Below are 6,605 nucleotides of genomic sequence, written 5' to 3'. Positions count from 1 at the left end.
CCACGGTTCTGGAGCACTTTTACGTCTTCTCGGCGTTGGGCTCTAGAGGCGTTCGATGATGGTGACATTGGCGGTGCCACCGCCTTCGCACATGGTCTGCAGACCGTAGCGGCCACCGGTGCGCTCCAGGGTGTTGAGCATGGTGGTGAACAACTTGGCGCCGGTTGCCCCGAGCGGGTGTCCGAGCGCGATCGCACCGCCACTCGGGTTGACCTTGGCGGGGTCGGCCTTGGTCTCCTTGAGCCAGGCCATCACCACCGGGGCGAATGCCTCGTTGATCTCCACGGTGTCGATGTCGTCGATGGACAGCCCGGTCTTTTCCAGTGCGTAGCGGGTGGCCGGGATGGGGCCGGTCAGCATGAAGACCGGGTCGGCGCCGCGGGTGCTGATGTGATGGATGCGGGCCCGCGGGGTCAGCTTGTGGTCCTTGACGGCCTGCTCGGAAGCCAGCAGCACCGCGCTGGCACCGTCGCAGATCTGGCTGGCCATCGCGGCCGTCAGCAGGCCGCCCTCGACCAGCGTCTTGAGGCCGGCCATTTTCTCCAGCGTCGACTCGCGTGGGCATTCATCGACCGCGAACGGCCCGGATTCGGTTTCAACGGCGATGATTTCGTTGTCGAAGTGGCCCGCGCGGATCGCCTCGAACGCGCGTTCGTGGCTGGTCAGCGAATACCGCTCCATCTCCTCACGCGACAGGTTCCACTTCTCGGCGATCATCTCCGATCCGCGGAACTGGGAGATCTCCTGGTCGCCGTAGCGGTGCAGCCACTGCTTGGACTCGTTGGTCGGCGAGGTGAACCCGAACTGCTCGCCGACGGTCATCGCCGACGAGATCGGGATCTGGCTCATGTTCTGCATGCCGCCGGCCAGAATCAGGTCCGCGGTGCCGGACATGATCGCCTGTGCACCAAAGGAAATCGCTTGCTGGCTCGAGCCGCACTGGCGGTCGACGGTGACGCCGGGGACCTCTTCGGGATACCCGGCCGCCAGCCAGGACAGCCGGGCGATGTTGCCGGCCTGCCCGCCGATGGCGTCGACGCATCCGGCGATGACGTCGTCGACGGCCGCCGGGTCGACATCGACCCGATCGAGCAGACCGCGCCACGCCAGCGCCCCCAGGTCGACGGGGTGGATACCGGCCAGTCCGCCGTTGCGCTTGCCAACCGCGGTGCGCGCCGCGTCGATGACGTACGCCTGGGCCGTTGCAGCCATGTTCAGACTCCTTCTCTCATGGTGATTCCGCCGAGCACGATGGCGAGATATTGGCGGCCGACCTGTTCGGCGGTCAGCGGTCCACCCGGCTGATACCAGCGCACGGACACCCAGGTGGTGTCGCGGATGAACCGGTAGACCACGTCGACGTCCAGGTCGGGCCGCAGGCGACCGGTGTCGATGCCCTGGTGCAGCACGTCGATCCACATCTTGCGCTGTTCTTTGTTGCGTTCGTTGAGGTAGGCGAACCGCGGCTGCGCCGACAACCGCTGGGCCTCGTCCTGGTAGATCACCACCTGCGCGTGACGGTGCGCGATCGCCTCGAATGACACCATGAACAGGCCTTTGAGCCGCTCCAGCGGGTCGGGCTGGGCCGTGACCACCTCTTGGTAGCGGGCGAACAGCCAGTCCAGGAACCCGCGCAGCACCTCGTCGACCATCGCCTCCTTGGAGGAGAAGTGGTGATAGAGGCTGCCGGACAGGATTCCGGCGCTGTCGGCGATGTCGCGCACCGTGGTGGCACGCAGTCCGCGCTCGGCGAACATCGTCGCGGCGAGCTCCAGTAGCTCGTCTCGGCGACTCGGCTCACGATCCACCCCGCCAGTGTATCAACCAAGCGCTTGCTTGGCGTAGCGGGTTTGTTTTGTCGGCTAGACGGAGGCCGCCGGCACGCTGTGCCAGCGCAGCTGCGCCACCAGGTCGGGCGACACCGCGACGTGCCCGTCGAGCCGACGCTCCGACAGCGGATGCAGGGCCCGCAGCGCGGAGCGTTGGATACCGCGCTGCGGAGTCAGACCGGCCAGCGGTGCGGCACCGCCCGGGTCCTGGTCGGTGTGAAACGCGCACGCCGCCGCCAGCGTCCGGCCCGCAGCCGTCTCGGCGATCTCAACCGCGGTCCAGGTCTGCGGCGCGCGATGCGCCCAGATCGCCGCAAGGGTGTCGGGCAGCCCGCCATCGGGGTTCACCTGGTAGGCGGCCACATATCCGGCAGTACCCTCCCAGACCGCGTTCCAGGTTTCGCGGGCGCTCGCCGCGAACAGTTGCGGAATGTCGTCGGCGCCGGTGCTGCTCACCTCCCAGCCGATTTCACGCAGATGGTCGGCGAGCCGGCGCGTCGCGACCTCGACAGTTTCGGCCAACGGGATGCGTGGCGAGCGGGCCTGCAGCGCCGCAAGGTTCGCTGCCCCCGACAGTGTCAGCGTGATCCAGGTTTCGCGGTCGCCGGCGGCGGTGTCGCGGCTGGTGACGCGGATCGCGTCGGCACGGATTCCGTATCGGTCCAGGTAACCCGCGATCAGCGGCAGCGGTACCCGGTCGGCGTCGGCGGCCGGCGGCGTGACGCGCAGTGCGGCGGTTGCCCGGACGTCGGTTCCGGTCGGATCCACCGACCGCTTGCCGGAGCCGCCGCGCATCATCGCCAGCCGGCGCCGCAGCAGGGTCGTCAGGTGCAGACCACGCCACCAGGGCAGCAGCAGGACGGCGACCGCCACCGCGACCCCGATCACCCAGCGCTCGCGCACCGACTGCCAGGGGTAGGCCATCGCCGCGGGAACCGCGGCCAGCAGCACCAGGGTGAGCCGGGCGGGGCCAGGCCAGACGACAGGGGTTCGGCTCACGAGGTGGGCTCCTTTTCTTGTCGCCGACGAACGGCGAAGGCGATCGCGGCGGCTACGGCCAGGGCCGCGGTCCCGGCGAAGGCGACGCGTCGCGGCGTGGGGTCGGCCGCCGGCGGGGGCGGTGGCGGCGGCAACTGTCGCACCGGCGCGGTGGCGCTGTCGGTTCCGGCCGGCAGCTCCCAGGTCAGTGCGGCGACGGGGTCGACGGTGCCGGCACCGACGCGATTCGACGGGCGTTGCGCGCCGTTGTGTGCCGTCGCCGTGATGCGCTCGATCACCTGCGTGGCGTTCAGCGCGGGGTACTTGCTGCGGACCAGCGCGGCGACACCGGCCACGTAGCCGGCCGCATATCCGGTTCCGTTGAGCGGTACCAGCTTTCGCTTGGCACCCGGAAGAGCGTTGGCCAGGCCGCCGTCGTCGCGGTTACTCACCGAGACGATGTTCTCGCCCGGCGCGGCCGCACCTACCCAGGGGCCGGCCATGCTGAAGGTCGACGGTTGACCTCCCGCGTTCACCGACCCGGCCGACAGCACATACTGCTGCCACAGCGACGGCGCGGACACCGACGTGACGCCCGCCCAGTTGCGCGGATCGTTGGGTCGGCTGGCATCGCCGAGCGGATTGGATTCACATGCCGGACCGGCTTGACCGGTGTCCCCGGCGGCTGCCACCACAACCGCGTCCTTGTCGACCGCCGCATACCGCAGGGCGGCACCGACCGCCGTCTGATCGACCGGGCGATCGACGGGCAGGCAGACCGACATCGGGATGGTTATCACCCGCGCACCGAGGTCGGCGGCGTGCACGATGGCGCGGCCCAGGGCATCGAGGTCCACGACCGCGCGGGCCAATCCCGGATCCTCACCGGCGACCCGCGGCGAGAACATCGCCGAGGTGGCCCGCAGCGACACCAGCCGGGCAGACGGCGCCACTCCGGAGAATCCGTCGTCGCCGGGCTGGCCGGCGACGATCCCGGCGACCAGGGTCCCGTGCCCGTCGCAGTCGGTCAGGCCGTCGGTGCCGGCCAGATAGTCGCCGCCCGGGTCAACGGCGGGCAGCCGCGGACCGGGCCGCACCCCGGTGTCGATGATCGCCACCGTCTGGCCCTCGCCACGGGAAAGTTGCCAGGCGGCGGGGATGTTCAGCAGCTGTTGGGTGGGCGTGGGTGTCGCGAAGTCCGTCCCCGGCAGGACGGCGGAGCTGACGCAATCCCCGCGCTGCTCCATCGGCTGCACCGGCCCGGGTGCGCCGTCGGGGTGGGCGGCCGCCGGGTCCACCGTCGGCCGATCGATGGCCAACGCCGGCGCACTGGTCAGGACCGCGGCGAAAGCCGCAGCCGACCAGGCGATTACGGCACGTTTCATCGATTGAGCACCCACGCGAAGATGCCGACCATGAACGCCATCACCGGGATCAGCGATGCGTCCAGGGCCGAGGCCAGGAAACCGACCAGCCGCCGCATCGGCAACGAGTAGGTGTCCGGCGAGGCGATCGTGGGGTTCAGCGCGGCGAGCACCCACCCGGCCACCAGCACCGTCAGCACCGCCATCACGCCGCACGCGGCGGCGCACCGGCCGGTGGCGAGGTAGCTCACCAGCAGCGTCACCGCCGCCAGATAGGGCTGGGCCAGCAGCCAGCCCTTGCAGGCCGCCGAATCCCACACCCGGGCCCGCAGCACCGAGGCCAGGGCGGTGGCGCCGACCAGGTACCAACCCGCCACCGACACGGACTCCGGGCGGGCCGCGATCGCCACGGTGCCCAGAATGCTCAGCAGCACGGCGCCGGCGATGAAGCCGTTCTGGTGGGCGTCGGACAGGCGCACCCGCCGGGGCAGGTCCTCAAGTACCCGCAGCGACGGCGCCGACGGGGTGGGGTCGCCGGGTGCCGGGATGGCCGGCAGCGGGAACCGCGCCCACAGCGCGGAAAGCTGTGCGGCCGAGACGGTTACCAGCAATGCCACCACCAGCAGCCCGCATCCCAGGTTGACCAGGGACAGGTGCCACAGGGTGGCGGCTCCGGCCGCCGCCAGCACGCCGGCCCCGACCACCATCGCGGCGGTGAAGAACGCGACCGACCGGTCGTCCTCCCGGTCGGGTGCAGAGCGCATCCCGCCCCCGGGGGAGATCATGCTGATCAACGACCAGACGGTGACACCAGCGGCGCCCAGCATCACACTGGCCGGGCCGAAGTCGCCCGGCACCGCGAGGGTCAGGGCTGCGGCGACCGGCACCAGCGCGGCGACCGACAGCGCCACCGCGGTGCTCGACGACCGTGCCCGGCTGGCGAGACTGGCCAGCACGGTGAGCAGGGCGATCCCTGCGACGCCGAACAATCCGGCCGGGCCGCCGGTGACCATCCGGTGCGTGACGGCGAGTCCGGTGCCGGCCAGGACGGCCCCGACCACCGCGGCCAATGCAGCCCGCTGGATGTGGGCGGTACCCCACGGCTTGAGCCGCGACGCCGAGAAGATGACGGCGGCATCGGCGATGTCCTCGACGATGCCCGGCGCCGCGGGTCCGGTCGGTACCGGCCGCAGCGCCAGCAGGTCGCCGTCGACGACGCCGACCGTGTCCAGGCTGGCGTCCAGGCTGAACGGTGCCCCGCCGATCGGGCTGAGGCTCAGCGGCGCGGCGCCACCGTGACCGTCGGTGTCGTCACCGGGAGCGACCAAACGCTGTACCGCGGGCAGGATTTCGCGGAGCGGCAGTTCCGCGGGTAAGGCGATCTCGGACAGTCGGCTATCGGAGAGGATAGCGACGCGGACGATCGGCATGACAGTGCCGGACATCACCGGAGCTTCGGACATGGAGTGCTCTCTTCTGTTTTCTACTAGGACCGCTGCGCGGTGAAATCTCGGGACAAACGTTGGCCGGGGAACCATGACCCGCCGGGAAGCTCGGCGGTCAACTGGTCGATCGCGCAGGCGATCGCAAACTCGGCGCCGGGTGCGAACGTGGAAACCCACTCACCGTCGAAGGCCCGCGACGGACTGACCAGTATCCGGCCGGCGGTGGTGTCGACGATACTCATGCCGACCTCGGTGGTGGTGTGCTGACCGTCGCGATCGCAGCCCGCGACGACCTCGACGTAGCTTCGCGGACCGGAGAAGACAGACTCCACCACGGCCCGCGCGGACGTTGGGATACCCAGGTAATCAATGACTTCCGCTACGGGCGCACCGGAACGGAGGCGCTCGTCAGCTCGGGCGCCGACGCGGGCAGGCATGGTGAATTCATCGAACCGGGCCGGTGTCCGGTTCGCCAGCCCGGCGGCAAGCACCGGAACCAAGGCGCGGGCGTCGTCGATCTGCATCTCGGTGAAGGTGACCAACTGTGCGCTGCGCAAGGCCACCACGGTGGTGTGATCGCGCTGGGCGACGATGCCGCGCAACATTTCCCGGCCCTCGGCGGGACCCGGACCGACATAGCGCAACTCCAGCCAGCGCTGCGGAAAGCAGACCACCCGGATCCAGTCGGCCACCGTCGGGATAACGGTGCCGTCGCCGCTCAGCACACCCATCCGGGCCAGCTCGGCGGACTGCTGTTCGACGAATGCGGATCGCTGCCCCGCATCGGTATACGGCATGGTGATCGCCAGCACCCACGGAAACATCCCGGCACCAACGGTTTCGGCGATGAACCATGCCTGCTCGACGGTCAGCTCGGCCGCATTGACCTTACTGCGCTCACCGCCGGCGCGAGCAGACACAGAATCGCACGAATTGGCTCCCGCCAGTGCGATTCTGTGTCTGCTCACCGGAGAGTCGCTCACTCGCTT

General features: G+C 69.9%; 6 protein-coding genes. All 6 read right to left on the bottom strand.

Annotated elements, in window-relative coordinates; all coding sequences use genetic code 11:
• Positions 1-42 precede the first annotated feature (42 nt).
• Genes fadA6 through AC5Y36_RS25600 form a run of 6 tightly spaced genes read right to left on the bottom strand, consistent with a single transcriptional unit; the run spans position 43 to position 6,536 of the window.
• Positions 43-1,212: a steroid 3-ketoacyl-CoA thiolase FadA6 gene (fadA6, locus tag AC5Y36_RS25625; RefSeq protein ID WP_500043785.1), complete on the bottom strand. Its 1,170-nt coding sequence runs from the start codon at positions 1,210-1,212 to the stop codon at positions 43-45.
• A gap of 2 nt (positions 1,213-1,214) precedes the next feature.
• A complete protein-coding gene (kstR2, locus tag AC5Y36_RS25620) occupies positions 1,215-1,808 on the bottom strand; it encodes a TetR family transcriptional regulator KstR2 (RefSeq protein ID WP_500043784.1) in 594 nt (197 codons plus the stop codon).
• A 54-nt stretch (positions 1,809-1,862) separates the two neighbouring features.
• Complete coding sequence (gene eccE / locus AC5Y36_RS25615) at positions 1,863-2,828, bottom strand: type VII secretion protein EccE (protein WP_500043783.1); 966 nt, start codon at positions 2,826-2,828, stop codon at positions 1,863-1,865.
• A complete protein-coding gene (gene mycP / locus AC5Y36_RS25610) occupies positions 2,825-4,192 on the bottom strand; it encodes a type VII secretion-associated serine protease mycosin (protein WP_500043782.1) in 1,368 nt (455 codons plus the stop codon). Before mycP ends, eccE begins: the two co-directional genes overlap by 4 nt.
• Positions 4,189-5,616, bottom strand: a complete 1,428-nt coding sequence (gene eccD / locus AC5Y36_RS25605) for a type VII secretion integral membrane protein EccD (RefSeq protein ID WP_500043786.1) — start codon at positions 5,614-5,616, stop codon at positions 4,189-4,191. Before eccD ends, mycP begins: the two co-directional genes overlap by 4 nt.
• 41 nt (positions 5,617-5,657) lie before the next feature.
• A complete protein-coding gene (locus AC5Y36_RS25600; RefSeq protein ID WP_500043781.1) occupies positions 5,658-6,536 on the bottom strand; it encodes an ESX secretion-associated protein EspG in 879 nt (292 codons plus the stop codon).
• Between the last annotated feature and the right edge of the window lie 69 nt (positions 6,537-6,605).

Source organism: Mycobacterium sp. NGS50 (genome assembly GCF_059812545.1).
Note: the sequence above shows the minus strand (reverse complement) of the source record. Positions and strands in the feature narration are given on the sequence as shown.